General features: G+C 58.9%; 22 protein-coding genes. 6 read left to right on the top strand and 16 right to left on the bottom strand.

Annotated elements, in window-relative coordinates; genetic code table 11:
* Positions 1-71: 71 nt before the first annotated feature.
* On the bottom strand, positions 72-968 hold the full coding sequence (gene choW / locus LT85_RS07415) for a choline ABC transporter permease subunit (protein WP_038487078.1): 897 nt from the start codon (positions 966-968) through the stop codon (positions 72-74).
* A complete protein-coding gene (locus LT85_RS07410; RefSeq protein ID WP_038487077.1) occupies positions 961-2,151 on the bottom strand; it encodes a quaternary amine ABC transporter ATP-binding protein in 1,191 nt (396 codons plus the stop codon). Before LT85_RS07410 ends, choW begins: the two co-directional genes overlap by 8 nt.
* A 589-nt stretch (positions 2,152-2,740) precedes the next feature.
* Between LT85_RS07410 and LT85_RS07400 the strand changes: the two genes are divergently transcribed.
* Positions 2,741-3,604, top strand: a complete 864-nt coding sequence (locus LT85_RS07400; protein WP_038487074.1) for a TorF family putative porin — start codon at positions 2,741-2,743, stop codon at positions 3,602-3,604.
* 129 nt (positions 3,605-3,733) lie between these two features.
* On the opposite strand, the gene LT85_RS07395 is transcribed toward LT85_RS07400, so the two are convergent.
* Complete coding sequence (locus LT85_RS07395; RefSeq protein WP_038487073.1) at positions 3,734-5,011, bottom strand: amidohydrolase family protein; 1,278 nt, start codon at positions 5,009-5,011, stop codon at positions 3,734-3,736.
* Positions 5,012-5,210: 199 nt separating this feature from the next.
* Here LT85_RS07395 and LT85_RS07390 point away from each other — a divergent pair, with 199 nt between their 5' ends.
* From LT85_RS07390 to LT85_RS07380, 3 genes are read left to right on the top strand one after another with little or no spacing between them, the layout of a single operon-like run.
* Positions 5,211-6,407: an efflux RND transporter periplasmic adaptor subunit gene (locus LT85_RS07390; protein WP_038495397.1), complete on the top strand. Its 1,197-nt coding sequence runs from the start codon at positions 5,211-5,213 to the stop codon at positions 6,405-6,407.
* 2 nt (positions 6,408-6,409) lie between these two features.
* The gene (locus LT85_RS07385; RefSeq protein ID WP_038487072.1) at positions 6,410-8,419 is read left to right on the top strand and encodes a MacB family efflux pump subunit; all 2,010 of its coding nucleotides are present in this window, start codon (positions 6,410-6,412) and stop codon (positions 8,417-8,419) included.
* On the top strand, positions 8,416-9,900 hold the full coding sequence (locus LT85_RS07380; RefSeq protein WP_052134823.1) for an efflux transporter outer membrane subunit: 1,485 nt from the start codon (positions 8,416-8,418) through the stop codon (positions 9,898-9,900). The genes LT85_RS07385 and LT85_RS07380 overlap by 4 nt, the downstream gene beginning before the upstream one ends.
* Here LT85_RS07380 and LT85_RS07375 read toward each other — a convergent pair.
* Positions 9,894-10,163, bottom strand: a complete 270-nt coding sequence (locus LT85_RS07375; RefSeq protein ID WP_156117463.1) for a hypothetical protein — start codon at positions 10,161-10,163, stop codon at positions 9,894-9,896. The genes LT85_RS07380 and LT85_RS07375 overlap by 7 nt on opposite strands.
* Before the next feature lie 42 nt (positions 10,164-10,205).
* Positions 10,206-10,805 (bottom strand): LysE family translocator, encoded by a 600-nt coding sequence (locus LT85_RS07370; RefSeq protein WP_038487066.1) that lies wholly within the window; start codon positions 10,803-10,805, stop codon positions 10,206-10,208.
* A gap of 122 nt (positions 10,806-10,927) precedes the next feature.
* Here LT85_RS07370 and LT85_RS07365 point away from each other — a divergent pair, with 122 nt between their 5' ends.
* Positions 10,928-11,836, top strand: coding sequence for a transcriptional regulator GcvA (locus LT85_RS07365; protein ID WP_253273690.1), 909 nt, complete (start codon positions 10,928-10,930; stop codon positions 11,834-11,836).
* 22 nt (positions 11,837-11,858) lie between these two features.
* On the opposite strand, the gene LT85_RS07360 is transcribed toward LT85_RS07365, so the two are convergent.
* From LT85_RS07360 to LT85_RS07315, 10 genes are all read right to left on the bottom strand, one after another.
* Complete coding sequence (locus tag LT85_RS07360; protein ID WP_038487062.1) at positions 11,859-12,716, bottom strand: glycine betaine ABC transporter substrate-binding protein; 858 nt, start codon at positions 12,714-12,716, stop codon at positions 11,859-11,861.
* 203 nt (positions 12,717-12,919) lie between these two features.
* A complete protein-coding gene (locus LT85_RS07355) occupies positions 12,920-14,041 on the bottom strand; it encodes a hybrid-cluster NAD(P)-dependent oxidoreductase (protein WP_038495392.1) in 1,122 nt (373 codons plus the stop codon).
* A 26-nt stretch (positions 14,042-14,067) separates the two neighbouring features.
* Positions 14,068-15,375 (bottom strand): aromatic ring-hydroxylating oxygenase subunit alpha, encoded by a 1,308-nt coding sequence (locus LT85_RS07350; protein ID WP_172656955.1) that lies wholly within the window; start codon positions 15,373-15,375, stop codon positions 14,068-14,070.
* Between the two features lie 140 nt (positions 15,376-15,515).
* Positions 15,516-16,301 (bottom strand): drug:proton antiporter, encoded by a 786-nt coding sequence (locus LT85_RS07345; RefSeq protein WP_038487060.1) that lies wholly within the window; start codon positions 16,299-16,301, stop codon positions 15,516-15,518.
* On the bottom strand, positions 16,298-17,461 hold the full coding sequence (locus LT85_RS07340; RefSeq protein WP_081992141.1) for an electron transfer flavoprotein subunit alpha/FixB family protein: 1,164 nt from the start codon (positions 17,459-17,461) through the stop codon (positions 16,298-16,300). Before LT85_RS07340 ends, LT85_RS07345 begins: the two co-directional genes overlap by 4 nt.
* A 2-nt stretch (positions 17,462-17,463) precedes the next feature.
* A complete protein-coding gene (locus LT85_RS07335; RefSeq protein ID WP_038487058.1) occupies positions 17,464-19,380 on the bottom strand; it encodes a (Fe-S)-binding protein in 1,917 nt (638 codons plus the stop codon).
* A gap of 2 nt (positions 19,381-19,382) precedes the next feature.
* Entirely contained in the window at positions 19,383-21,446 is a 2,064-nt protein-coding gene (locus LT85_RS07330) for an NADH:flavin oxidoreductase (protein ID WP_038487055.1), read from the bottom strand.
* A gap of 14 nt (positions 21,447-21,460) precedes the next feature.
* On the bottom strand, positions 21,461-21,985 hold the full coding sequence (locus LT85_RS07325; RefSeq protein ID WP_038487053.1) for a DUF5943 domain-containing protein: 525 nt from the start codon (positions 21,983-21,985) through the stop codon (positions 21,461-21,463).
* A gap of 51 nt (positions 21,986-22,036) precedes the next feature.
* A complete protein-coding gene (locus tag LT85_RS07320; protein ID WP_038487051.1) occupies positions 22,037-23,008 on the bottom strand; it encodes a dipeptidase in 972 nt (323 codons plus the stop codon).
* Between the two features lie 10 nt (positions 23,009-23,018).
* Positions 23,019-24,287, bottom strand: a complete 1,269-nt coding sequence (locus LT85_RS07315; protein ID WP_038487048.1) for a serine hydroxymethyltransferase — start codon at positions 24,285-24,287, stop codon at positions 23,019-23,021.
* A gap of 473 nt (positions 24,288-24,760) precedes the next feature.
* Between LT85_RS07315 and LT85_RS07310 the strand changes: the two genes are divergently transcribed.
* Positions 24,761-25,780 carry a GlxA family transcriptional regulator gene (locus tag LT85_RS07310; RefSeq protein WP_038487046.1) on the top strand — a complete coding sequence of 340 codons (1,020 nt, stop codon included), beginning with the start codon at positions 24,761-24,763 and terminating at the stop codon, positions 25,778-25,780.
* Positions 25,781-25,818: 38 nt separating this feature from the next.
* Here the strand turns inward: LT85_RS07310 and mgrA are convergent, their stop codons facing one another.
* Positions 25,819-26,853, bottom strand: coding sequence for an L-glyceraldehyde 3-phosphate reductase (gene mgrA, locus LT85_RS07305; RefSeq protein WP_038487044.1), 1,035 nt, complete (start codon positions 26,851-26,853; stop codon positions 25,819-25,821).
* Between the last annotated feature and the right edge of the window lie 38 nt (positions 26,854-26,891).

Below are 26,891 nucleotides of genomic sequence, written 5' to 3'. Positions count from 1 at the left end.
ATGGCGTTTCATCGCCCGGATCACGTTGCTGCAATATTGCGCAATTCTCTCTTCTGCGTCAGGCCAAGGCGCTAACCAGCGGCCAGCGCCGGGCTCTTCCGAAACCATTTTCGCAGGCGGAAGAAACGCTGCACTTTACCGGCTTCCGGCGTGCGGCCGAAACTTTCGGTAATCCGGTCGAGAATGATCGCCAGCAGCACCACGCTCAGTCCGCTTTCAAAGCCGAGGCCGATATCCAGCCGCTGGATGCTGGCCAGCACGTCGTTACCCAAGCCCCCAGCACCCACCATCGAAGCGATGATCACCATCGACAAGGCCATCATGATGGTCTGGTTGATGCCCGCCATAATCGACGGCAAGGCGTTCGGAAACTGTACCTTGTACAGCAGTTGCCAGCCGGTGCAGCCAAAGGCTTGCCCGGCTTCGACGATTTCATTGTTGACCTGGCGGATGCCGAGCGCGGTCAGGCGCACCGCCGGCGGCATGGCGAAAATCACGGTAGAGATAATGCCCGGTACCCGGCCCAGGCCGAACATCATGGCGGCCGGAATCAGGTAGACGAAGGCTGGCATGGTCTGCATCAGATCGAGGATGGGACGCACCACCATCGCCACCCGCTTGCTCTTGGCGGCCCAGACGCCGACCGGAATCCCCAGCGCCAGACTGATCAGCGTGGATGAAATAGTCAGCCCCAAGGTAACGACAGTCTGGTCCCAGAAACCGGTGTTGTAGATGACGAAGAAAGAGACCACGGTGAACAACGCAAATTTGAAGCCGACGCGCCAGATGCCCAGCACGATGAAGAAGCCCATCAGCAGCCATAACGGCAGCGCTTGCAAACCGTGTTCTATGGATTCGGCAAACCAGCTGATGGCGTTGCCAAAGCTGTCGAAGCTGTTGCCGTGCTTATCGAGTATGTAATGGACGAACTGGTCGACCCAGCGCCCCAGCGGAAGATGCTCAGACATGCGAACCTCGGGATTTTGACAAAGCTTGGAGAACCATGGACTGGCTGATCGCGCCGCAATAACAGCCGTCGCCATCCACCACCGGTAAGGGACTGCGGCTGCCGATCAGCTTGTCCATCACATCTTCCAGATTGCTGCGGTGATGGATCACCTCGATCCGGTCCATGCCGCTGGCCTGGATATTGCCGCCAGCGTCGGCATGACGGCGGGTAGCGACGATGCCCTGCACCTTGCGCCCGGCATCGACCACGAAGGCGTAGTCAGAGCGGCTTCTGTTATACAGATCGCCATTGGCGTGGATCTCGCTGGCGGAGGCTACCAGCGGCACCGCGTTGGCTTGCATCAGGTCGCCGGCGGTCAGGTAGCGGTTGGTGTCGACGCCGTCGAAGAAGGCGCGCACATAGTCTTCGGCCGGATTGTCGATGATTTCCTGGGCGCTGCCGACCTGCACCAGGCGACCGCCTTCCATGATGGCGATGCGACTGCCGATGCGCAGCGCTTCTTCCAGGTCATGCGAGACAAAAATGATCGTACGGCGCTGTTCTTTTTGCAAATCCAGCAACACGTCCTGCATTTCCTTGCGCTTGAGCGGATCGAGCGCGGAGAATGCTTCATCCATGATCATCAGCGAAGGATTAACCGACAAGGCTCGCGCCAGGCCGACCCGCTGTTGCATGCCGCCCGATAGTTCGCACGGCAGCTTGTTTGCAAACGACGCCAGGCCGACTTGCTCCAATACCGTCATGGTGCGCCGTTCGCGCTCCTTCTTGCCGATCCCGGCCACTTCCAAACCAAATGCAGCGTTCGACAATACGGTCCGGTGCGGCATCAGCGCAAACGACTGGAATACCATGCTCATGTCGCGCCGGCGCAGTTTGATCAATTGCGAATTCGTCATCTGCGCCACATTCTGGCCATCGACCAGAACGTTGCCGGCGCTGGGATCCACAAGCCGGTTGATCAGGCGTATCAGCGTCGATTTGCCGGAGCCCGACAGCCCCATCAACACGAATATCTCGCCCTCCTGCACCTCGAACGAGACATTCTGGACGCCGACCACCTGCCCGGTTTCGGCGAATATCTTGTCTTTGGAATGCCCTTTTTCGAGCATGCTCAAGGCCAACTGCGGGTTGTTACCGAAGACCTTGTACAAACGGTCGACTACCACTTTTGCAGACTTCATTACCTGTCTCCTGATAGTGCATGCGGCCTGTTGCCGGTCAGGCAATTCCTGATTGCAACATGTCGCTAGCGTGCGGGTCTAGCCTGACGGTCATTGCCCGCTTTTTTGAAATCCACTGCTGCAGAGTGTATGTGCAGCACAGCAGGAAAGACAAGCAGCAGCGACATCTAGGCGACCATCACGATCATGGGGAATTCACGGAAAACTTCGTCCTCAATTAATTACATAGTCGCGACAATGGTCTTTTATCGAATGACGATATACGACAAGCACTTAATCAAAAACGACGAAGCACGTGTCGTGCCATGACTAGCGCACGCTAGCCAAGATCAGGTATGTCGCAATTCCATCATTTTTAGTCGCAATTGCAGGGAGTTGCGTTTGGACGCCGGGACAATAATTATCGGCAGGTATCGAAGCAAGTGCGCTATCCAAGGCGCCACGGCGATCGTTATCCATCCGGCACGGTAGCCGTTCATCTGGCGCCGCATCCATGCAGTTGCGTTTTCTTTTTTGCCATCGGCGCCGACGGCCACCATACTACGCGGCCGATGTCAAAATAGAAACGCATTAACAGGGAGTAGTAGACATGCTTCAGAATTTCAACAAAATCAAAATTTCTCTATGGCTAGCGGCTACCTTGCTGTCCGGTTTTCAAGTATCAGCCATTTCCCAGACCGTCGATCCGGCCGCCACGGCAACCGCCGCACCTGCTGCGGCCGCGGCAGCGCCCGCATCGCCCTTCACCGCCAACGTCACGATCGCTTCGCAATATGTCTCGCGCGGCTTCCGCCAGACCTGGGGCAAGCCGGCGATCCAGGGCGGCTTTGACTACGCCAATCCGAACGGCCTGTTTGCCGGCACCTGGATGTCCACGGTCAGCGATCACTTTATCGAAGGCGGTTCGGTCGAATGGGATTTGTACGGCGGCTATACCGGCAGTGCAGGCGACCTGACCTACACCGGGCAAATCTATTACTACGTCTATCCCGGCGCCGAAGTGGCTTTCGCCAACACCAAATACAACTATGGCGAAGCAGTCGCTTCGCTCACCTATAAATGGTTCAACGTCAAATACTGGCTGACCTACACGCCGGATTATTTCGGCTACAACAGCGCCACGCTCGGTATCGGCAACGGCCAACACAGCCGCGGTTCCGGCTACCTGGACTTGAACGGCACTTTCGACCTGGGCAGCGGCTACAGCTTGCTGCTGCATTACGGGAATGAACGGGTGCGGAATTTTTCAGCCTATAGTTTCCAGGATGGCAAAGTGGCGCTCTCCAAGGCTTTCGACGGCGGCTGGACCGTGACCGGAGCGGTCACCAAAGGCTGGAACAAGAATGGCGTGTATGACCGTTACACCACCGGCGTCCTGAACTCCGCCGGCGTGGCGGATGTCTCCAATCCGCTTGCCACCACGCTCGTACTGTCGCTGACCAAGACCTTCTAGCAATCCTGCTCTCCTGACGCTTCGCAAAGAATATTGCTCCCCTGGCAAACGCGAAGCGCATTGCCGAAGTCATCTACTGCAGCATGACTTCGGTTCTTTTCAGCGACACGTTTCCCAGCCGGTTTGCGCTCAGGCGGAATGCAAGCGAAAGTCAACCAATGGCGGCCGCCCCGGCAACGTCAATGTCGCCTGCGCCGCCGGTGACTGGCTGATAATCTTGCCGCGCCGGATTACATATCTTCTGCCGGCGCGCAAGCGGATAGCCTCGACCGTGCAACCCGCATCCAGCACCACCAGATCGGCGTTGCAGCCAGGCGTCAAGCCATAACCGCCAAGCCCCAGTATCCGCGCCGGAGTTTCCGTCACTGCCATGAAACACTCGTGCATCGCATCCTGCCCGGTCATCTGCGCTACATGCAGGCCCATGTGCGCCACCTCCAGCATGTCGCCGGAACCCAGGCTGTACCAGGGGTCCATCACGCAATCGTGGCCGAAGGCGACATCGATGCCGGCCGCCAGCATTTCCGGCACGCGCGTCATGCCGCGCCGCTTAGGGTAGCTGTCGTGACGGCCTTGCAAGGTGATGTTGATCAGCGGATTGGCGATCGCCGCCACCCCGGCTTCGCGGATCAGCGGCAGCAGTTTGCTGACATAGTAGTTATCCATCGAATGCATCGAAGTCAGGTGCGAACCGGCAACCAGGCCGTGCAAGCCAAGCCGCTGTGTATGGAACGCCAGGGTTTCGATATGGCGCGACATCGGGTCATCCGATTCATCGCAATGCATGTCGACGCGCAAGCCCTTTTCGGCAGCGAACTCGCATAGCAGGCGGATCGATTCCGCGCCGTCCGCCATGGTCCGTTCAAAATGCGGTATGCCGCCCACCACGTCGACGCCCATGGCGATCGCCCGTTTCAGGTTGGCGAAAGCGCGCGGGCTGCGCAGCAAGCCGTCTTGCGGAAAAGCCACCAACTGCAAATCCAGATACGGCGCCACCCGGCGCTTGACTTGCAACAGGGCTTCCACCGCCAGCAAACGATCGTCGCAAATATCGACATGCGAACGGATCGCCAGCAAACCGCGCGCCACCGCCCAGTCGCAATACTGCATGGCGCGGGCGAACAAGGCTTCCTGCGTCAGCGCCGGCTTCAGCTCGCCCCACAACGCAATGCCTTCCAGCAGCGTGCCGGAACTGTTGACGCGCGGCAGGCCATAGCTCAGGGTCGCATCCATGTGAAAGTGGGCATCGACAAACGGCGGCGTCACCAGATTGCCGCCAGCGTCGATCACTTGGTCGGCATTAACCGCCAGCGCCACGCCGACCGCATTGATGCGCCCCCCGGCAATGGCAATGTCGACACCGGTCCTGCCGCTCGGTAGCGCGGCATTTCGAATTAACAGATCCATAGGCATCCTCTTTTATGCGATACAAACCCGCCTGCCGATACGGTGCCAGCATGGCGATCAGCCATCTTAACGGCAAAAGGAAATCTGGATGTGTAAAAAAATGGGATGTTAAGATGCAAAAAAACTGCCATTTTCTCTACTCTTTATTTCAACAGAGTCTCTGAGGAGATTGCAATCCGGCAATCAATCCACTTTTATCATGCGTTCATTGAAAAAAAAATCCATCGTTTACCTGGTGTCCGCAGCCTTGCTCCTGCTGTTCGTTTTTGGACTCTATCGCCATTTTTTCTCAGGCGGCAAGGAAACCGACTATCTCACCGCAACGGTCGCCAAGAGCGATATTCAGGATACTGTGCTAGCCAGCGGCTCGCTGGAAGCCTTGCAGCAAGTGAGTGTGGGCGCGCAAGCATCCGGCCAGGTAAAATCGTTGAGAGTTTCCCTTGGACAAGATGTTAAAAAGGGCCAGTTAGTGGCCGAGATCGATTCGCTGACGCAACAGAACGCCTTGCAAAACGCCGAGTCCGCACTGACGCAGGTGCGCGCCCAGTTACGCTCGAAACAAGCGGCGCTGGTCCAGGCCCAGCTCAACTTCACGCGCCAGCAACGGTTGCTGGCAGGCGACGCCGGTTCACGCGAGAATTATGAAACCGCGCAAGCGACGCTGCAATCGACGCAAGCCGACATCGATTCCCTCAACGCCCAGATCGAACAAGCCAAGATCACCGTCAGCACCGCCATGCTCAATCTCGGCTACACCAAGATCACCGCGCCTATGGATGGCAAGGTTGTCTCTATCGTGACCAAGGAAGGGCAAACCGTGAATTCCGCCCAGTTGGCGCCGACCATCATCATCCTGGCCGAGTTGCGCACCATGACGGTCAAGGCGCTGGTGTCGGAAGCAGACGTGATCCGCGTCAAGCCGCAACTGCCGGTATTCTTCACCATACTGGGCGATCCGGACCACCGCTACCACGGCACCCTGCGCACGGTCGAGCCGGCGCCGGATTCGATCAGCAGCGACGGCAGCGACAACAAGAGCAAAAGCAATGCCGCTGCGGCGCCGGTGTATTACAACGCCTTGTTCGATGTCCCCAATCCGGACAACAAGCTCCGTATCTCGATGACCGCGCAGGTCTCGATCGTGCTCAATGAAGCCAAGAATGCCTTGGTGATTCCATCTACCGCCCTGGGTGAACGCAGCAAGGACGGCCGCTATCAGGTCAAGGTACTGCAAACCAAGGATGGCAAACAGACAGTCGCCACGCGCCAGGTGCGGATCGGCATCAACAACATACAGGCGCAAGTACTGGACGGCTTGCAGGCAGGCGAAAAAGTGGTCGTCGGCGAAGCCGGCGCCGCTCCTGCGGAGGACCAGGCCGTCATGGTTGCGGGTTAAACATGATGCCTGCCTTGCTAGAACTGAACGGCCTGTACCGGCGATTCCCGTCGGGAGAAGAAACCGTCACCGTCCTCAACAATATCAACCTGAAAATCAACGCTGGTGAAATGGTGGCGCTGGTCGGCCCCTCCGGCTCGGGTAAATCGACGCTGATGAATATCCTCGGCTGCCTCGACCGCCCCAGCAGCGGAAGTTATCTCGTCGCCGGCCAGGCCACCGGCGAGATGCAGCCGGACGCGTTGGCGCAACTGCGGCGCGAGCATTTCGGCTTCATTTTCCAGCGCTATCATTTACTGCCGGATCTGGACGCCCTGAGCAATGTCGAAATCCCGGCGATCTATGCCGGCAAGCCGGCCGCTGTGCGCAGACAGCGCTCACTCGATTTGCTGGCGCGACTGGGCCTGGCCAAGCGCAGCCACCACCGGCCCAGCCAGTTGTCCGGCGGCCAGCAGCAACGCGTCAGCATCGCCCGTTCGCTAATGAATGGCGGCCAGGTGATACTGGCTGATGAACCGACCGGCGCCCTCGACAGCCACAGCGGCCAGGAAGTCATCAAGATCTTGCAGGAGCTGCACGCCGAGGGCCATACCGTGATCATCGTCACGCATGACATGCACGTGGCAGAATATGCCCAGCGCATCATCGAGATCAGCGACGGCGAGATCATTGCCGACCGCCTACGCAGCGACAGCAGTACAGAGGTCTCCACGTCCGATTCAGCACCGGCCGCCGCCAGCGCCATAAGCACTATCAGTCCGCCGCAAATAACCCTGGCGCCGGAGTCTTCGTGGCGCGCCACCGCCGCAAGCCTGCTCGAAGCCTGCCGCATGGCTTCGCTGGCCATGCGCTCGCACCGGCTGCGCAGCTTCCTCACCATGCTCGGCATTATCATCGGCATCGCTTCCGTGGTGTCCGTGGTGGCGCTGGGCGAGGGTTCGCGCCGGCAGATTCTCAAGGACATCAGCTTCCTCGGCACCAACACCATCACGATCTATCCCGGCAAGGGCTGGGGCGATGAAAAAGCAGCCGCCGTGCGCTCGCTGATGTCCGCCGACGCCGACGTTCTGGCGCAGCAAAGCTATGCCGATAGTGCGACCCCTGGCGTCACCACGTCGGCCACGATACGCTATCGCAACATTTCCGCCAGCGCCACGCTGCAGGGCGTCGGCGATCAGCATTTCCGCGTGCACGGCATAGAACTCGCGGAAGGCATGTCGTTCACTCCTGCCAGCGTCAAACACCAGATGCAAGAAGTGGTGATCGACCACAATACCCGCCAAAAACTGTTCGGCAAGACAGATAACCCCATCGGGCAAGTCCTGATGCTAGGGAACATTCCCAGCCGCATTATCGGGGTCGCCAAGAAGGAAAAGAATTCCTTTGGCGGTGGCGGCGGCAGCCTGACCTTGTGGGTGCCCTATACCACCGCCCTGACCCGTATCATCGGCCAGTCCTATCTGCAATCGATCTCCGTGCGCGTCAGCGATAGCGCCTCGCCGGCGGCAGCCGAGCGCAGCATCGCCAAACTGCTCACCCAGCGCCATGGCAGCAAGGATTTCTTTATCCAGAACAGCGACAGTATCCGCAAGGCCATTGAATCAACCACTGCCGTCATGACCCTGCTGGTGTCGACGATTGCGCTGATCTCGCTGGTGGTGGGCGGCATCGGCGTGATGAATATCATGCTGGTGTCCGTGACCGAGCGGATCCAGGAAATCGGCGTACGAATGGCGGTCGGCGCGCGCCAGGGCGACATCATGCGGCAGTTCCTGATCGAAGCGGTCTTGGTCTGCCTGCTCGGCGGCATACTCGGGATTGCGCTGGCGCTCGGTATCGGCGCGCTATTCTCCAGCATCGTCGGCGCCGACGGCAGTTTCCAGATGCATTACTCGCTCACCTCCATCGTAGTGGCTTGCACATGTTCAACCTTGATCGGCATCATCTTCGGTTTCCTCCCTGCCCGCAACGCGGCGCGTCTGGATCCGGTAGAAGCCCTGGCACGAGAATGAAAAATATCACCATGTACCCGACAATCGCCGTGCTTGCCGGTAGCCTGCTGGCAGGCTGTACTGCCTTGCATACGCCCTACCAGCAACCACCGTTAGCCACACCGGCGAACTGGCAGAATCTACCTCCGCAAACTGCTGGCGACGCAACCCTGCACGACCGCTGGTGGCGGCGCTTCAACGATCCTCAATTGAACCAGCTGGTCGAGCTGGCGCTCGCTCGCAACAATGACTTGGCGGCGGCGGCCATCCTGGTGCGCCGCGCGCAATTGCAAGCCGGCTTGGCGGTCACCAATCCGACAGTATCGCTAGGATTCAGCACCAGCAATAGCCGCAACCTGGGCGGTACGTCGAATAACTTGCCGGGCCTCCCCGGCGCCCCGGCCAGCAGCCATAGCCAGTCGTTGAGCGCCAGCGTCGCCTATGAAGTCGACCTGTGGGGCAAGCTGGCCAGCCAGCGCGACGCCGCGCAATGGGAAGCGCTGGCGACTGTGGAAGACCGCGACAGCACGGCCCTGGCGCTGGTCGGCACAACCGCCGGCCTGTACTGGAAAATCGCCAACCTGCAGCAACGCATCGCTCTCAGTGAACAAAGCATCGCTTATGTCGCCAAGATCCTGGAACTGGTCCGTGTGCAATACGATGCGGGTGCGGTATCGTCGCTGGAAGTGCTGGAAGCCGAACGTTCGCTTGCATCGCAACAGGCCAGCCATACCCAGTTGCTGCAAGAACTGGTCGAGACGCGCACAGCATTGGCGATCCTGTTCGACGGCCCACCGGAAACGCTCGACAACCGACAGTACCAGCTTGCTGTCGCCACCGTGCCGGCGGTCGAAGCCGGACTGCCTTCAGAATTGCTGGCGCGGCGGCCGGATTTGCGGGCGGCGGAACTGCGCCTGCGCAAGACGCTGTCTGGCGCAGGCGCAGTTCGCGCCGGCTATTACCCCTCGTTCACCCTGACCGGCACGCTCGGCAGCGGCAGCAGCAGCTTGCAGAACCTGCTGCAAAATCCGCTGGCGACGCTGGCCTCCAGCCTGACTTTTCCATTCCTGCAATGGAACCAGATGCAATTGAATATCGCGGTCTCCAAGACCGACTATGAAAAGGCCTCGATCGATTTCCGCCAGACTTTTTATAAAGCCCTCGGCGACGTTGAAAACGCACTCTCCGCACGCAGCCAGTTCCAGGCGCAAGGGCTCAAGCTGGAGCAATCGCTGGCGGCGGCGAAGCGGATCGAAAACCTGTACCAGGAACGCTATCGCGCCGGTTCAGTGGCGCTCAAGATCTGGCTGGACGCGCAGGAGACCTTGCGTTCCGCCGAAATCGCAGTGGCCGACAATAATCTGAATCTGCTCAACAGCCAGGTCAAGCTGTACCAGGCCCTGGGCGGCGATATGGTCGACACCCAGGCAAGTCCAGCCAACGAGGAGCGGCCGGTTGCTTTGCGGCGCGCCGACAATCCAGCCGACGCGACGCTTCAGTAAGGCTTGTCTTCCTGCGGGTCTGCCGGCGGCGGCAATGCATCGATAAAGCCGATATCGCGCAACACATGGTCACTCAGTTCGCGGGTGCTGGACAGGCGCCGTCGCTGCTCCGTTGCCGGACGCGCCGGGATCTGCCGTTGTCGCCACCAGCCGGCTGCGCGTTCCGTCAGCTTCCCAAACTCTTCCAATAACCGCCGCACGGCCGGCGATGTAGCTAATGCGGATTCAGGCAAGGGTTGGCGAATTGTCGAGATACATATCATGGCGGCCTCATTATCAAATTAAATTCTTTATCGTGGCGAGGACTAAGACAGCGCAACGAACAACGCAACCAGCAGCATGCAAGCAGCAAACACATAACCTTGCACCTGCATTGCCCGCGCAGTCCTGATCCGGCTGAAAATGATCTTTCCCGCAAAAATCCAGGGAAAATGGCAAGCCACGCAGACCAGCATGAACACACTGGAAATTTGCAGCACCTGATCGAATAGCGGCATGGCCGGATTCATGAACTGGGAAAACATCACCAGGATCATCGAATGAATCTTCAGGTTCAGCGATACCGAGACAAAGCCATCGACGGCGTTCAGCCGCTTTACCTCCTTTCCGGCCGGGAGCGGCGCCGACTGCAAAAATCCGTAGGCCAGGTAAAGGAGGTACGCCGTTCCAGCCCATTTCATTGTCTGGTTCAGAAGCGGATGCAGCCGGAAAACCTCGCTCAGGCCCATGCCGTAGATCAGGCACCAGAACAGGTTCGCCGCTTCGAATCCGATCCAGAACGACCGGCTGCCGCGCAAGCCGTACCTGGCGCCGGCAGCCGCCAGCACCGTATTGCCAGGACCGGGGCTGATGACCATCGGCACTACAAATCCCAGCAGCAGCAAGCAAGTCTCCCAAGCTATCATTTCCACGTCCCCTTCTTACGATTTCATCAATGAAATACAGCACCTTGTCCGACGCAAATTAGACCGTATTTACCTATCCCGGCAAAACGAAGTATTCTCATGGCTTCGATAAGAAAAATTGATTGAAGAGAATTGACTGGACCATGCGCCGACTACCTCCCCTCACCTCCTTGAAAGCCTTCGAAGCGGCCGCCCGGCATCGCAATTTCACGCGCGCCGCCGCCGAGCTTTTCGTCACGCAGGCGGCGATCAGCCATCAGGTCAAGCAGCTGGAAGAATGGTTGGGATTGAAACTGTTCGAGCGACGCGGCCATGCATTGACGCTGACCGCGGACGGCAAATCCTATCTGCCGGAGGTGGCGGAGGCGCTCGACCGACTGGTAGCGGCGACTGAGCGCTTGACCAGCAATTTAGCGGCCGGCACTTTGCGCATCACGGTGTTGCCGTCCTTCGCCGCAAAATGGCTGATGCCGCGACTAAGCCGGTTTCACGCCGCCCATCCGGAGATCGAGCTGGATCTGGTCAGCAATGAGGAGAGTTGGGATTTTTCAAGCAAGGATTTCGATCTCGGCATTCGTCTTGGCAACGGCCGCTGGCCCGGTGTGCAAGCCGATCTGATCGCCGATGAGTGGCTGACACCGATGTACAACCAGGCGCTGGATGCGCGCACACCGTTGCAGAAGCCTGCCGACCTGGCGCACCACGCGCTGCTACATGATGCACCGCGCGACAACTGGCCGCGCTGGCTGGAATTGGTCGATGCTCCTGCGGTGGATGCACGCAAAGGCGCCAGCTTTACCGACGCCAGCCTAGCGCTGCAAGCCGCCATCGATGGCCACGGGGTGCTGCTGGGCCGGCTGTTTCTGGCCGCCGACGATATCGCCGCCGGCCGCCTGTTGACGCCCTATCCGCAACGCCTGAAAAACGATTACTCCTATTGGCTCGCCTATCCCAAGGCATCGGCGCTGAAACCAAGAATCGCGGCGTTCCGCTCCTGGTTGCTGAGGGAAGCGGAAGCCTGCCGCAACTGACCCGGTTTAACGTCAGGTGCTTTTACTTCTGCAGCCATTCGCTGACGCGCTGCGGATGCACATCGACCCACTGCTTGGCGGCGACTTCCGGCTTGGCGCCGTTTTCCACCGCCAGCATGACGCTATCGATCTCTCCCGGTTTCCATGAGAAATTCTTCAGCAGATCGTTGACCGGCCTGGCCTTCGCCTCCAGGCCGGGATTGGCGATACTGTCGACATGCTCGGCTTCGCCATAGACTTTCTTCGGATCGTCCAGGAACTTGAGTTTCCACTTGGCGAACATCCAGTGCGGTACCCAGCCGGTGACCGCAATCGCCTTGTTGTTCCTGATCGAGCGCTCAAGCTCGGCCACCATACCGCTGCCGGAACTCGGCAACAGTTTGTAGTCCAGACCGTACTCCTTGATCGCCAGCTCGGTCTTGGTCATGACGCCGGCGCCGGCATCGATACCGACGATGCGGCCATCGAAAGCCTCTTTCTGCGCAGGCAGATCGGCGATGCTGCTAGCGTTGACATACGCCGGCACGATCAGTCCTATCCTCGCGCCCGGAAAATTGACGCCGAGGTTGACCACCTTATCTTTCAGTTTTTCGTAATAGGCGCCCTGGGTAGTCGGCAACCATGCCGACATGGTGGCATCCAGATCGCCACGCGCCACGCCCTGCCACATCAAGCCAGCGGAAACCGGGATCAGCTTCACTTCGTAGCCAAGATCCCGACGAATGATCTGCGCCGCGACATAAGTCGTTGCGACACTATCCGACCAGCCTTCCACGTAACCGATCTTGATGACCGGTTTGCTCTCAGCCGCCGCCACTACGGCATTTGTGAAACAAGCCAGAATTGCAACAAGACAGCATAATGTCCGTATCAATTTCATGTCTAACCCCTATCAACATACCGTGGTTTATCTTGCCAAAAACAATTGGGGTCAGAGGCGCTCGGCTAGAGGCGCTCGGCTAGAGGCGCTCGGCCAGAGTCGAATTATTGGATTGCTTTCTAATTAATTCGACTCTGACCCCGATTATTAATTAATTCGACTCTGGCTCCGATTACTCGATTATTTCCAATTATTGACCCCGACTATTTGTCCACCACCAAATTGCTCAGCGGTTTGCTGCAGCACAGGAGCACCATGCCCTGGTCAATCTCCCGTTGGCGGATACCGCCTTTGTGTTGCATGTCTACCGTACCGGAAATCAGCTTTACCTTGCAGGTGCCGCACATGCCTTGAGCGCAAGACGATGCCAGTCTTACCCCTGCGCTGCGGGCTGCGTCGAGCACATGTTGCTGCGGACCGCAGACGATTTGACGGTTGCTTTTCTGGAAGTTGATTTCGAAGCCGACCGATGCCAGTGATTCTTTATTAGCCGTTGCCGCGCCGTTTACCGCGATAGCCTGCCCTGTCTCTTGCTGCAAAGTCTCGAAGGAAAAACTTTCTTCGTGATAGCGGACGCGATCGAAGCCTGCTTCGTTCAGCATGTTGCGTACCGCTTTCATGTAGGGCGCGGGGCCGCATACAAAAATTTCTCGTTCCATGAAATCCGGCGCCATCAATCTGAGCGCAGCCAGCGACAACATGCCGGTTGGCCCCGACCACTCGCGGCGCTGGCCCAGCTGCTCGCAGATGAAGCGCGTGCGGAAATTCTGCTGGTTGGCAGCGATCAGGCCGAGTTCGCGCTCGAAGATGATGTCATCCGGCGTGCGTGCGCTGTGGATGAAGACGATGTCTCGGTCATCGGAGAGGTCATGATGGGCGCGCGACATCGACATCAACGGCGTGATGCCGGATCCGGCTGACAGGAACAGATATTTTTCCGCCGGATGCGCTGCGCAGGTGAATTCGCCGGCGGGGCGCATTACTCTGACTTTGTCGCCGGCTTTCAGATTATCATGCAGCCAGTTCGATACCGGCCCGCCGGGAACCCGCTTGACTGTGATCGAGATCGTATGCGGCCGCGCAGGCGACGACGAAATTGTATAGCAGCGATTGACCGGCTCGCCATTGATTTCCAACTCCAGCGTGATGAACTGGCCAGGCTGAAAAGCAAACGCGCTGCCATCCGGTGTAGCAAAGAAAAAACTCTTGACGTCGTGCGTCTCGACACGCACCTGGCAGCAATCCAGCGTGTCCTCGCTCTCGCTGTTCCACAGCGATGGCAGCGTATCCCAGAAATTCCGGCGATTCAGTTTATTGGCGTCCATGACCGGCCCCGGCAATATTTCGGATTTCAATCGATTCTCCGCAGCATGGTCACCGGGCTACCCGCCGACTGTTCCGCCAGGCCGGCTGACAAGCGGCCGATATACCAGGTACAGAATTTTTCCACCAAGCCTTCGGTAAATGGCGAATAGGGTCCGGGCTGATAAGCGCTGCTGCGCGCTCCTTGCTGCGACAACTCGACCAGTCGCTTGTCCTGGTCATTGGTCGCGTTCCATACCGCAGTCAGGTTGTCGAGCTGATAGTCGATGCCTTCACGCGCATCTTTATGCACCAGCCACTTTGTGCGTACCAGCGTACGTTCAGCCGACAGGGGCAGGACCGAAAAACTGACGATGTGGTCGCTCATGAAGTGATGCCAGGAATTGGGCTGGGTCCAGAACGACAGCCCTCCCAGGTCGGCGCGTTCGAACTCTCCCAGCAACTTGCCGGAAGCAACCTTGCCGTCCAGCGTTTGCGATTCGCCGGCGCGGTCCAGCGGCAAGCGCTGGGTTCGAAAACCGGTAACAAGTTCGTCCAGCCGTTCTATCTCTGCGGAAGGCAAGCCGCCGCGCTCCCACTCGCCGCAGCGCTCCGCCGCCAAGCGGTTGAATTCCGCGATCTGTTCGGCATTACCAGGCGCGGACTGATAACCGAAACCGAACTCGAACAGCGACGCCGTCAGTTCCGGATGGTTGGTCGCACAGTGATAACACTCGCGGTTATTTTCCATGGTCAGCTTCCAGTTGCCCTCTTCGATCAGGTCAACCTGCTTGGCGATCTTGCAATCCTTCAGCCCGTGCGGCAGCAGATATGGCGCCATGGCGTCGCGCATTACGGAAAAATCCTGCGGTGGTTGTTCCGCCAGGCAGATGAAAATCAGCCCCGCCAGGTTCTCCACATGAACGGATTTGAGACTGTGCTTGGAGCGGTCGAATTTCTCACCCATGTGCTCGGCATAGATCAACTCTCCACCGATGTTGTAGGTCCATTGATGGTAGGGGCAGACCAGGTTACCAACCGAGCCTTTGTGTTCCGAGCACAGGCGCGCGCCGCGATGGCGGCATACATTGTGATAGGCGCGCACCGCCATGTCGTCGTCACGCACCACCACGATGGAATTGAGACCGATCTCAACTGTGACGTAATCGCCCGGCTCGGGAATATCCGGCTCAACTGCGACATGGATCCAATGCTTGCTGAAAATCTCCCGGATATCCAGATCGAAGATTTCCGGGCTAAGGTAAAACGGCGCGTCCAGGCTATGCCCCGGCAGGCGCTCGGCGATCAGTGATTGGATCTCTTTAGACACTTTCAATTTCTTCTCCATGTGATGCATTTATGGAACCACCGCTTGTGCAGCCTTTGAGGCGGCTTCAACATTAAGCTGGCCAGGTGCTCCGGCGAAGACAGTACGAGTGATACAGCCAGGAGAACCAACAACGTTAGATTGATGTTGAATAATGTTGAGACCACCTCTTAATAATCGACCAAATGATGTTCACGTAAATAGGTAAGAACAACTTGCGCCTTGTCGGCGGCGCTGCCTTCATGCACGACCTTGCCGCCGCGGCTTTCTGCCACCGTGGCCGCTTGCATGCGTGCGTGGCCGGAACGCTTCTCCGGCGCGGCCAGCTTGCGCGGCTTGACCTTAGCTGCTTCGACTGTCCACTCTTCGGCGCTCTCGCTGCTCGCGCTGAGAAACGTCCGTTTCGTCATTTGGCCGCTGCGCAAGCTAGCGTAGGCATAACGCAGCCTGCACGGCGCTAATGAATGCACCGTCAGCAAGGCAGGCAATCGCAATCCGACTTCGCGTCGCCGTCCTTTCGGCAGGAATTGTTGGGCGACGATGCCAGTGCTGCCTGGCGTCACGGCGATCACACCGGCCAGCAAAGGCAAATTCAAGCGAGCTGCCAGTTGGTAAGGCAACGTGCCGCTTGCGTCCCCGCTTTCCGCGCGGCTGCCGCATAACACCAGGTCATAAGCTTGCAATTGCTCCAGCAGCGCAGGCAGGACGTCCTGCGCCGTAGTCGTCTCGATCACGTTGATCTTGGTAGCGCCTAAGGCCAGGTACTCCGCCAGCGCTGGGTTGTCGGCCGGGCCGGCATGAATCACGTCGATAGTTGCGCCCGTCGTGCGCTGTATCAATTCGGCCGCCAGTCCCAAGGCAGCAGCATCGTTGCGGCTGTAGCGCGGCACGCCGCTGACCGGATTCCGGCCTATGGAAACCAATACAGCGATACGCTTGATAATTTGCTGGTTCATGCCGCCAACTCCACTGCCCGGGCTTGCCGGACTTGTTCAAGCAATGCCCCCATCAACTCTTGGGCGTCACCGATAATGCTGAGGTCGGCGCGTTTGATCATCGGTGCGCTAGCGTCCAGATTGACCGCGATCACATGGCGGCAATCCTTGATGCCCTGCAAATGCTGGACCGCGCCGGATATACCGAAGGCCAGGTAAGCGCTGGCGCTGACGGTTTTACCGGTGGCGCCGATCTGCTTGTCGCGCTTGAACTTGCCGTCGTCGACCGCAACCCGGCTGGCGCCTACTGCGGCATCGAGCGCATTCGCCAAGGCATTAAACAGCGCAACGTCGCCGACGCCGTTGCCTGCGGAGACGATGAAATCGGCTTCATCCAGTTCCATCTGCGATGCCGCCATGGTTTTGACGCCCATATCCGCAAATGCGCTAACACTATTGGATGCACTGCCGACATTGCCGAGAGTGAGTACCAACTGCTCTGCCTGCTGACCGCGTCCGAGAAAAGGCAAGCGCGCATCCACCGCATCAACTTCCAGCAAGATGATCCTTGCCAGGCTACGTCGCGCCAACAGGCTGCCCTGCTGCCGATAAACAGCCAGGCCCGCATGGCTGATCTCAACCACATTGGCGGCCAGGCTGGCAGCATTCAAGGCTGCGCCCAGACGTCGTCCCAGATCACTGTCGGCCACCCCGTTATCCGGCATGAAAACATGGGCTGGCCGTAATTCTTCAAGCAAGGCAACCACAATCGCCAACTCGGCTTCCGGCGCGAACAGATGATTGCCATATTGCGGCAGCACGACGCACCGGTCGACTCCCAGCGTTGCCGCTTCCTCCTTCAGCTCACCGAACACCAGCAGCACTACTTCGGTGGCGTCGTCGGCGAGCAAGGCTGCGACAGCTACCACCTGGCGCGCGTGTTCATCCAATGTGCCGCGATCGCTATGAGCTATCGCCAACAGGCAACGTGTGACCACTGCATCGACAGCCAGGCGCACAGGTTTTAGCGCCTGATGGAGCAGACTTTGATGTGCTAAAGAAAAATCAACACTGCCGCCACCGATCTGCCCCAGCACGATGCGCTTGAGTCCCTCCGCGTTGACCGTGAACGAACGGCGTGGATCCACCCGCTTGATGCCGCCATGTATCGTCATGTCCATGCTCAAGTCTCCAAGGCTGAGGCAAGCAATTCCGCAATGTCGCGTATCTCGGGCCGGGGTCCTACGACGCCTTCCAGCATCGCCGTGCAATTCGGACACGCCACCACCACTGTATCGGCGCGTACTGCGCGCGCATCGTGGATACGGATATCCGGGATCCGCTGCTTGCCGGGGATATCGGTCAGAGGCGCTCCGCCACCGCCGCCGCAGCAGCGGCCACGCATACCGTTGCGCTCCATTTCATGCAAAGACAGATCCATCAGTTTGAGCAGTTCGCGCGGCGCTTCGATTTCTCCGTTGTAGCGGCCCAGGTAGCAAGGATCGTGATAGGTAAAGCGTTGTTCCTTGTCGGCAGCGGCACGCAATTTGATCTTGCCGGCGCTAACCAGCCCGGCCATGAAGGCGGCGTGATGAAAAACCTGATAATGACCGCCCAATGCAGGATATTCATTGCGCAGGCAATGCATGACATGCGGATCCGCAGTAACGATTCTTTTAAATGTGAATGCTGACAATTGCGCAATCATCTGCTGCGCCATGTTCTGGAAGGTTGCTTCGTCGCCCAGACGACGGGCGACGTCGCCGGTATCCGTTTCCAGCGCGCCAAGCACGGCGAAATCGACATTCGCTGCCTGCAGCACCTTGACCAGCGCACGCAGCGTGCGCTGGTAACGCATGTCGAAGCCGCCCTCGCCAACCACCAGCAATACGTCAACCGCTTGCCCGGCGCTAATCTGCCTGACATCAAGATCGATCGCCCAGTGATAGCGCACACCCAGATCGAAACCGCCCGCGCTGCCGGTCTCGCGCAAATTGGCCAACACTTCCGGTCCTTTACCCGGCACCGCACCAAACTGCAGAGTCTGGTGACGTCGCATGTCGACAATTGCATCCACGTGCTCGATCAGCATCGGGCACTCCTGCACGCAGGCACGGCAGGTAGTGCAGGACCATAGCGTTTCGGGCGAGATCAAGCCTGGCAGGATCGGGGCTTGGGGCTGGCCTTGATGCGCGCCAAGCGGCATTCCTGGATAAGGACTGCCGGCAAAGCTGGCGTCACTGCCACCGGCCATGCCGGTGACCATATCCTGTATCAGTTTCTTCGGATTCAAGGGCTGGCCCGCGGCGAACGCCGGACAGGCCGCTTCGCACTTGCCGCACTGGACGCAGGCATCGAAACTGAGTAATTGATTCCAGCGGAACTCAACCGGCTTACCGACGCCCAGTTCGCCCTGCTCCAGCTTTAGCGGCTTGAGTGCGGTGGTCGGCGTACCGGCTTCAGCGCCAGCTTCCGTCTTGCGGAAACGTTCAGGGCGTGGATGAAAAGCCAGGTGCAACAAACCGGCCAGCGCATGTTTCATCGGCCCGCCGCGGGTAGCGCCTACAGTCAGCGTCCACGCCCCAAGCCCCAGCAAAGCCACGACCACCAAGGCGCTCAAGCCCGAAACGAACTGCAAGGGAATCAAACCCAGCGCCAGCAGGCCGATTGCGAACGCCGCCAGCATCCACGGCAAGCGCATCCAGACGCCACGCGACAGGCGCGCAGGCGGCGTGCGGCGGCGATGCCAGACGAACAACACGCCAACCAGCATTACCAGCGCAAACAGGGCAATCGCCGTATTCAGGAATGAGGCGTACAACATCAAACCGTAATTGACCGCCACCAGCGCCATGGCCGCAATCGCTCCGCCGGCGGTAGCGATGTGTGTGCGCGCAATATAAGGATCACGCGCCACCACATGGTGCAAGTCGACGAAATAGCGTTTGGGAACCGCCAGCAAGCCTAGCCAGGCTATCGGCGCTTCACGGCCGGCGCGCCACAGCGCCGCCCGCCGCAACATGCCGGTCGCCAGTCCCGCCACGGCCAGCCAGAACAGGAAGGTGATGGCCAGATTGAGAGAAGAAGCTGCGGCGCTCATGGTCAGAAATCTTTGCACAGACGCAGCGAATCGTAGATCGCAGCGTGGATGTTATGCATGGAAATGCAGTCGCCAACCCGGAACAGCAGAAAGCGCCCATCGCCCAAGGGTTCCGACAAGGCCGGTTGCGGTTCGGCGGCAAACAGCTTGTTGACATCAATCTGGCCACGGTTCAGTGATTGCGGCTTGAGCGACCAGTACAACTGATCGTTGGGCAGGATGCCGTTTTCAATCACCACCTGGTCGACCACCCGCTCTTCCTGCACCTCGGTATATTCGTTGCGCAACACGGCAACCTTCTTGTCTCCTTCGGCATAGACCCGGTCCAGCCAGTAATTCGGCGTCGGAATCACGCCTTGCGCATACAGGCGGCGATAGAAAATCGGGAAAGTCGTGCCGCCGGTGTCGTCGGCAATTTTGACGTCGGGTGTGACGATTTCCACCAGGCTGCCGCGGCTGGCCAGGAAATCGGCTACGCCGAAGCCGGCGTGGGTGCTGATACCGTCGTACACAAGTACGTTCTTGCCCGGCGCAACGCGTCCTTGCAAGATATCCCAGGAGCTGACCGATAAGCCCTCGGCGATGCCCCATGCCGCAACCTGGCTGGTGTAGTTGCTGCCGCCGGTGGCGAGCACCACGATGTCGGGTTGCTCGGCCAGGATCATGGCTTCGTCGGCATCGACGCCAAGCCGGCGGTCGACGCCGAGGCGCTTGGTTTCCATATCGAACCAGCGCACGATGCCGGCCATTTGCTCGCGCTGCGGCGCCTTGGCTGCCAGGTTGATCTGGCCACCGACCACCTCGCTACGCTCGAACAGCACCACCTCGTGGCCACGTTCGCGCGCCACGCGCGCCGCTTCCAGTCCTGCCGGGCCGGCGCCGACGACAACCACCTTGCGCTTGGCGCCACGGCTCTTGGCAATTTGATGCGGCATGCTTTGCTCGCGCGAGGTGGCGGCGTTCTGCACGCACAGCACGTCGAGACCGTTGTATTGGCGGTCGATGCAGTAGTTGGCGCCGACGCACTGCTTGATTTCATCTTCGCGGCCATCGCGGATCTTGATCACCATGTGCGGATCCGCAATCTGGGCGCGCGTCATGCCGACCAGGTCGACCATGCCAGAAGACAGTATGCGCTCCGCCTGGCCGGCGTCGCGTATGCTTTGCGCGTGCATTACCGGCACCTTGGACACCGCCTTGATGCCCGCCGCCAGATGGACGAACGGCTCCGGCGGCAAGGCCATCGGCGGCATGCAGTTGGCCAGCGTATTGTGGGTATCGGCGCCGGAACCGACCACGCTCAGAAAATCGATCAGGCCGCTGGCCGACATCGCCTGGGCGATCTGCTTGGCGGTTTCGTGGTCCACGCCGTCTTCATGGAACTCATCGCCGCACATGCGCATGCCGACGCAGAAATCGCTGCCCACAGCTTCCCGCACCGCCGTCAAGACTTCGATGCCGAAGCGCATGCGGTTTTCCAGGCTGCCGCCGTATTCATCGGTGCGCTGGTTGACGCGCGGGCTCCAGAACTGGTCGATCAACTGCTGGTGGGCGGCCGATATTTCAATGCCGTCCATGCCCGCCTGCTTGACTCTTTTGGCGGCTGCCGCAAAGTCGGCGACGATGCGGCGGATTTCTTCAATTTCGATGATCTTGGCATTACCACGATGAACCGGCTCGCGAATCCCGGAAGGGCTGACCAGATGCGGCCAGTTTTCACCATGCCATGCCGTGCGCCGCCCCATATGGGTCGCCTGGATCATGATCTTGGCGCCGTGCCGGTGCATCGCTTCCGCCAGACGCGCCAGCGGTTCGATGACTTTGTCGGTAGTCAGGTTGACTGATTTCCACCAGCCTTGCGGGCTGTCGATCGACACCGTGCTGGAGCCGCCGCAAATAGCCAGGCCCAGGCCGCCCTTGGCCTTTTCTTCGTAGTAACGGATATAGCGTTCCCCCGGCAAGCCGCCGGCGTCCGCATAGACTTCGGCGTGTGCGGTGCTGACCACCCGGTTACGCAGGGTTACCTGGTTCAGGGTCAGCGGCGAAAACAAAGTCGGATAGCGCATGACACACCTTGTCTCTAAGCGGAAAGCGATTTGACCGTAAACACACAATGATCGTGGCCTTCACCGCCGCATTGCGTCTCGCTGCACACAGATTTGCGCGGGTTGCCGGTGGTATCAGACACCCAGTCCATGGCGCCGGCGAACCAGCCCGCGAACATGTAGCACAACTTGCCGTGCACTTCCGGTTGCTGCAGCACGAACGAGGAATTGCGCAGCTCGATGCTGGCGCTGGCGTTGGCGGCGTCGACTTCGGTAAAGGAGAACAAGCCCCAGCCGCGCTGCGACAGCCGCTTCAGGTAGTGCTTGTAGACGTCGAGGCCGGACATATCATGCTGTTTAGCTTCCTTCTCGCACCAGTAATAGGCGGACTTGTGGCCGGCGTCGTAAAGGATTTGCGCATATTTTTCGCGCCCCAGCGCCGCTTCCACAGCGGTATGGTTATTGGTGAAAAAATGACGCGGCACGTACAGCATCGGCAGCTTGTCGGTGGTCCAGACACCGCTCTCGGCATCGACTTCAATCGGCAATTGGGGTTGCATCGCTACTCCTCAGTATTTCAACTATGTCACTTGGTCAACCCTGGATTGAAATCAGGCGCCCCAAACCTCACCGAATACCCGCAGCCAGTTCTCACCCAGCACTTTGCGTATCCGGCTTTCTTTCCAGCCTGCCCGCTCCGTCGCAGCGGTAAGGTTCGGGAAATCGCCTATGGTGCGAAAACCTTCCGGATTGATCACCGTACCGAAATCGGTCAGGCGGCGATGGCGGCCCTTGTCGTGCGTCAGCCATTCGAAGAACGGCTTTCCGTAGCCTTGCGTAAAGTCAGTGCCGATACCAACGCAATCGTCGCCAACCAGGTTGATGATGTAGTCGAACGCTTCCACATAGTCGTCGACGTTGGCATTGCTGCCGCGCTTGAGGAAAGGCGGGAACATGGTGACGCCGATGAAGCCGCCATGGTCGGCAATGAATTTCAACTGCTCGTCGCTCTTGTTGCGCGGATGCTGTTTCAGGCCGGATGGCAGGCAGTGTGAATAACAGACCGGCTTGGCCGACGCCAGGATCGCTTCGCTGGAAGTATTGCCGCCGACATGCGACAGATCGACCATGATGCCGACCCGGTTCATTTCTGCAATGACTTCACGGCCGAACCCGGAAAGTCCGCCATCGCGTTCATAACAACCGGTGCCGATCAGATTCTGTGTGTTGTAGCAAAGCTGCACCACCCGCACGCCCAGTTCGGCGAACACTTCGATATAGCCGAGGTTGTCTTCAAACGCATGGGCGTTCTGGAAACCGAGAATGACGCCGGTGCGTCCTTCCTTCTTTGCCCGCTTGATATCCTCGACGCCGCGCACCAGCGTCAGCAGGTCGGCGTTGTCGCGAATCAGGTTTTTCATGTCGACCACATTGCCGACCGTGCCCTGGAAATTCTCCCACACCGAAATGGTGCAGTTGACGGCGCTCAAGCCGCCTTTCTTCATGTCTTCGAATACCAGCCGTTCCCATTTGGAGATATTCAAGCCGTCGATAACCAGGCTTTGCTGATGCAAATTGCTCATGACGATCTCCTTAATAAATCGGGAAGCGCTTGCACAGCGCCTGCACTTCGGCCAACACCTTTTTCTCCACCTCGGTATCGCCTTCAGGTTTGCGCGCCAGGGCATCGAAAATCTCGACAGTCAGGCGGCCGATGGTGCGAAACTCTTCAATGCCGAAACCGCGTGCGGTGCCGGCTGGCGTGCCAAGACGAATCCCCGACGTCACAGTCGGCTTTTCGGTATCGAAAGGGATACCGTTCTTGTTGCAGGTGATGCCTGCGCGTTCCAGCGCATGCTCCACCTGCGTGCCTTTGAGGCCCTTCGGACGCAGATCCACCAGCAGCAGATGGTTTTCAGTACCGCCGGTGACAAGGTCGACGCCGCCGGCCAGCAGCACTTCGCCCAACGCTTTCGCATTGGCGACCACATTGGCGATGTATTGCTTGAATTCCGGTTCCAGCGCTTCACCGAAAGCAACGGCCTTGCCGGCGATCACGTGCATCAGCGGGCCGCCCTGCAAGCCCGGGAACACCGCGGAATTGATTTTCTTGGCGATGTCCTCATCGTTCGTCAGCACGAAGCCGCCGCGCGGGCCGCGCAAGGTCTTGTGCGTGGTAGAGGTAACCACATGCGCATGCGGAACCGGACTTGGATGATGGCCGGTCGCCACCAGTCCTGCGATGTGCGCCATGTCTACCATCAGCAGAGCATCGACGCTATCGGCGATGGCGCGGAAGCGGGCGAAATCCAGCTGGCGCGGATAGGCGGAATAGCCGGCGATGATCAGACGCGGCTTGTGCAACTTCGCCAGCGCTTCGACTTCGTCATAGTCGATCAGGTAAGTATCGCGGTTGACGCCGTATTGCACGGCGTTGAACCATTTTCCAGACATGGCCGGCCGTGCGCCATGCGTCAGGTGGCCGCCGGCGTCGAGCGACATGCCCAGCACGGTCTCGCCCGGCTTGACCAAAGCCAGCATGACCGCGCCATTGGCCTGGGCGCCGGAATGCGGCTGCACATTGGCAAACTTGGCGCCGAACAGTTGTTTGACGCGGTCGAGCGCCAGCGTTTCCACCTGGTCGACAAATTCGCAGCCGCCGTAATAGCGTTTGCCCGGATAGCCCTCCGCATACTTGTTGGTCAGCACCGACCCCTGCGCTTCCAGCACGGCGCGCGAAACGATATTTTCCGAGGCGATCATCTCGATCTGGTTTTGCTGGCGCGCCAGTTCGAGGGCGATGGCTTGCCGGATCGGTGCGTCGCGTTCGGCCAGCGACTGGGAAAATGCAGGAAGTGTCATTTTTGGTGTCCAGGAAAAGGTTGTATGTCAATACGTAGCAAGGCGCCGCTGTTGACATCATTCTTCTCCCAAGCCCCCACCCGCTATTGACTTGATCTGACGGGAACCTTTCAATTTGCGACATTGCTGTCACTTTTAGGCAAGCGCCGGTTTTGCGGCGCTCACGGAACGCCTGCGAGGACGCTTGCGCCGAAATGGATCACGCGCACAAAAACCGGGATCGGTTATGTGGTGTTTTCACAACTTCTGCAATCAAAAACGACAAATTCTCTTGCCCCTTCCTCCGCACTGCATACCTGAATAATCTGCCTCAGATAGTGCTGCGCTCTTCCCAGAGGCGCATATCAGGACCACGTAAATAAATCATCTGGTCGACTTGGCATGCTTATTGCGACGCACAACCGAAAGCGTTTGTGAGTCCGCCATTTCAACGTTACATTGTCCATCGCTGATGTTTGCCAACGGAGCAGGTCATGTCTAAAAGCACTTCTACTTCCTTCACCCACTTTGCTTTCATACCGCTCAACAATTTTACGATGCTGGCGTTTTCAAACGCCATCGAAGTACTGAGAATGGCCAACTATCTCGAAGGAAAAACGATGTATCGCTGGTCGATCATTAGCCCCGAAGGCGGGCCAGTGGCTGCCAGCAATGGTCTTTCCGTCACCACCGTGCGCGCCGACCAATGTGCAGCGGTCGATGCCGCATTCGTTTGCGGCGGCACCGAGATTGCAGCCGCCATCAACACCGCTACGCTGGATTTACTAAAGCATCTGGCAATGCAGGGAATCACGCTGGGTAGTTTATGCACCGGCGCTTTGGCGCTGGCCGAGGCTGGCCTGCTGGATGGCTATACCTGCGCCACGCACTGGGAAAACTTGTCCGCGATGAAGCGTTCCTATCCGTCGATTGCCTTCGCTCCCGACCTGTTTGTCGTGGACCGCGATCGCATCACCTGCACCGGCGGCATTGCGCCGCTGGATATGATGCTGAACCTGATTTCAGGCCAGGTTGGGAAAACCACGATTGCGGCGATTGCCGATCAGTTCATCCTGGAGCACGTGCGCGATCACAAGGATCAGCAACGCGTGCCGTTGACAGTGCGCATGACGTCTGCCCGTCCGGCCATGGTGGAAGTGGTGTCGCTGATGGAAGCGAATATAGAAGAACCGCTGTCGCTGGATGAGCTGGCGCAGTTGTCGAACTCCTCGCCACGCCAGCTGCAGCGCATGTTCAAGGAACACATGGGCATGTCGCCCACCCATTACTACCTGACGCTGCGTTTGCGCAAAGCCAGAGAATTGCTGCGCCAGACCGACATGTCGATACTCAGCATCACGGTCGCCTGCGGCTTCCAGTCGGCCTGCCATTTCAGTAAAACCTATCGCGAGATTTTCAACGTGGCGCCGAGCACGGAACGCCGCCAGCAAGCACCGGTGCCGGCTGCGCTGCTAGCGGCTCAAACGCATCAACCTGCGGCTTTCATTTCGTAGGTCTGGACAAAAGGGAACAGTCCAAACCTGCGGTTTCATCAACCGTTGGAGGATCGTTCCCACAGATTGATGCCGCCTTCTTGCGCCTGCACGTCGATCGCCGCCAGTTCTTCTTTCGAAAAATCCAAACGCTGCAAAGCTTCCACGTTTTCCCGGATTTGCGCCGGACTGCTGGCGCCGATCAAGGTTGTGGTCACGCGCGGATCGCGCAGCACCCAGGCCAGCGCCATCTGCGCCAGGCTCTGCCCGCGGGTCTTGGCAATCTCGTTCAAGGCCCGCACCCGCGCCAGGTTCTCCGGACTCAAATGCGCCTGCTGCAATGACCCGCCGCCTTCGCGATTGATGCGCGCATCTTGCGGAATCCCGTTGAGATATTTATCGCTCAGCAAACCCTGCGCCAGCGCGGTAAACGTAATACAGCCCATGCCTTCCTGCTCCAGCGTATCCAGCAAGCCCTGTTCGATCCAGCGATTCAGCATGTTGTAGGACGGCTGGTGAATCAGGCAAGGCACTTTCCAGTCGCGCAGCAGCTGGGCGGCTTCCGCAGTCTTGGCCGGCGAATAGGAAGAGACGCCGACATACAGCGCCTTACCTTGTTGCACGGCAGTCGCCAACGCACTCATGGTTTCTTCCAGCGGCGTCTCCGGATCGAAGCGATGCGAATAAAAAATATCGACGTAATCCAGACCCAGCCGCTGCAAACTCTGGTCCAGGCTGGCCAGCACATACTTGCGTGAACCGCCGCCCTGTCCGTAGGGGCCCGGCCACATGTCCCAGCCGGCCTTGGTGGAGATAATCAGCTCGTCGCGGTAAGGCCTCAGATCTTCCTTCAGGATGCGGCCGAAATTGGTTTCGGCGCTGCCGTATGGCGGTCCGTAGTTGTTGGCCAGGTCGAAATGGGTAATCCCGAGGTCGAATGCGGTATGCACCATTTCACGCTGGCGCGCCAGCGACGTGGTGTCGCCGAAATTATGCCAAAGCCCCATGGACAGCAGTGGCAGCTTGAGACCGCTACGTCCACAAAATCTGTACTGCATGCTCTCGTAACGCTTGCCTGATGCGTGGTAAGTCATGGTCGAAATAATCCTTTTAATGTCGTAGTTGGTGCAGC

The sequence above is a fragment of the Collimonas arenae genome (assembly GCF_000786695.1).
In the GTDB taxonomy this organism is placed as follows: domain Bacteria; phylum Pseudomonadota; class Gammaproteobacteria; order Burkholderiales; family Burkholderiaceae_D; genus Collimonas; species Collimonas arenae_A.
Note: the sequence above shows the minus strand (reverse complement) of the source record. Positions and strands in the feature narration are given on the sequence as shown.

Coding starts and splice junctions, on each gene's coding strand:
- choW (WP_038487078.1), bottom strand. CDS start 968: ATGTCTGAGCATCTTCCGCTGGGGCGCTGGGTCGACCAGTTCGTCCAT.
- LT85_RS07410 (WP_038487077.1), bottom strand. CDS start 2,151: ATGAAGTCTGCAAAAGTGGTAGTCGACCGTTTGTACAAGGTCTTCGGT.
- LT85_RS07400 (WP_038487074.1), top strand. CDS start 2,741: ATGCTTCAGAATTTCAACAAAATCAAAATTTCTCTATGGCTAGCGGCT.
- LT85_RS07395 (WP_038487073.1), bottom strand. CDS start 5,011: ATGGATCTGTTAATTCGAAATGCCGCGCTACCGAGCGGCAGGACCGGT.
- LT85_RS07390 (WP_038495397.1), top strand. CDS start 5,211: ATGCGTTCATTGAAAAAAAAATCCATCGTTTACCTGGTGTCCGCAGCC.
- LT85_RS07385 (WP_038487072.1), top strand. CDS start 6,410: ATGATGCCTGCCTTGCTAGAACTGAACGGCCTGTACCGGCGATTCCCG.
- LT85_RS07380 (WP_052134823.1), top strand. CDS start 8,416: ATGAAAAATATCACCATGTACCCGACAATCGCCGTGCTTGCCGGTAGC.
- LT85_RS07375 (WP_156117463.1), bottom strand. CDS start 10,163: ATGATATGTATCTCGACAATTCGCCAACCCTTGCCTGAATCCGCATTA.
- LT85_RS07370 (WP_038487066.1), bottom strand. CDS start 10,805: ATGATAGCTTGGGAGACTTGCTTGCTGCTGCTGGGATTTGTAGTGCCG.
- LT85_RS07360 (WP_038487062.1), bottom strand. CDS start 12,716: ATGAAATTGATACGGACATTATGCTGTCTTGTTGCAATTCTGGCTTGT.
- LT85_RS07355 (WP_038495392.1), bottom strand. CDS start 14,041: ATGGACGCCAATAAACTGAATCGCCGGAATTTCTGGGATACGCTGCCA.
- LT85_RS07350 (WP_172656955.1), bottom strand. CDS start 15,375: ATGCATCACATGGAGAAGAAATTGAAAGTGTCTAAAGAGATCCAATCA.
- LT85_RS07345 (WP_038487060.1), bottom strand. CDS start 16,301: ATGAACCAGCAAATTATCAAGCGTATCGCTGTATTGGTTTCCATAGGC.
- LT85_RS07340 (WP_081992141.1), bottom strand. CDS start 17,461: ATGGACATGACGATACATGGCGGCATCAAGCGGGTGGATCCACGCCGT.
- LT85_RS07335 (WP_038487058.1), bottom strand. CDS start 19,380: ATGAGCGCCGCAGCTTCTTCTCTCAATCTGGCCATCACCTTCCTGTTC.
- LT85_RS07330 (WP_038487055.1), bottom strand. CDS start 21,446: ATGCGCTATCCGACTTTGTTTTCGCCGCTGACCCTGAACCAGGTAACC.
- LT85_RS07325 (WP_038487053.1), bottom strand. CDS start 21,985: ATGCAACCCCAATTGCCGATTGAAGTCGATGCCGAGAGCGGTGTCTGG.
- LT85_RS07320 (WP_038487051.1), bottom strand. CDS start 23,008: ATGAGCAATTTGCATCAGCAAAGCCTGGTTATCGACGGCTTGAATATC.
- LT85_RS07315 (WP_038487048.1), bottom strand. CDS start 24,287: ATGACACTTCCTGCATTTTCCCAGTCGCTGGCCGAACGCGACGCACCG.
- LT85_RS07310 (WP_038487046.1), top strand. CDS start 24,761: ATGTCTAAAAGCACTTCTACTTCCTTCACCCACTTTGCTTTCATACCG.
- mgrA (WP_038487044.1), bottom strand. CDS start 26,853: ATGACTTACCACGCATCAGGCAAGCGTTACGAGAGCATGCAGTACAGA.